This window comes from Candidatus Skiveiella danica (assembly GCF_022705245.1).
Classification (GTDB): Bacteria; Pseudomonadota; Gammaproteobacteria; order Burkholderiales; family Burkholderiaceae_C; genus Skiveiella; species Skiveiella danica.
Genome location: NZ_JAKJEW010000135.1, coordinates 1 through 250, shown reverse-complemented (window position 1 = coordinate 250; position 250 = coordinate 1). Strand labels below are relative to the sequence as shown.

Below are 250 nucleotides of genomic sequence, written 5' to 3'. Positions count from 1 at the left end.
GGAGCCGTTTCGAATCTCCGCTGGGGGACTTTCCCGTCGATCGCGATTTCGCGCATGACCTTGCGGAGGTGACCGGCAGCCGGTCCATCGAACCTCATCTCCCCGAACACGCGCTGGAAGTCCAGTTGCCGTTCCTGCATGCCGCGTGCGGAGGACCGGTACCGCTGGTGCCCGTCCTGTTCGGCTCGCATTCGCCCTGGCATGCCGACCTGGGCAAGAAACTGGCCGCCCTGCTCGACCCGGGCGACCT

1 protein-coding gene is annotated in these 250 nt (G+C 66.4%); it reads left to right on the top strand.

The window, feature by feature from the left end:
* A partial coding sequence (amrB, locus tag ACMUOY_RS20515) for an AmmeMemoRadiSam system protein B (RefSeq protein ID WP_413894566.1) occupies positions 1-250 on the top strand: 250 nt, incomplete at both ends.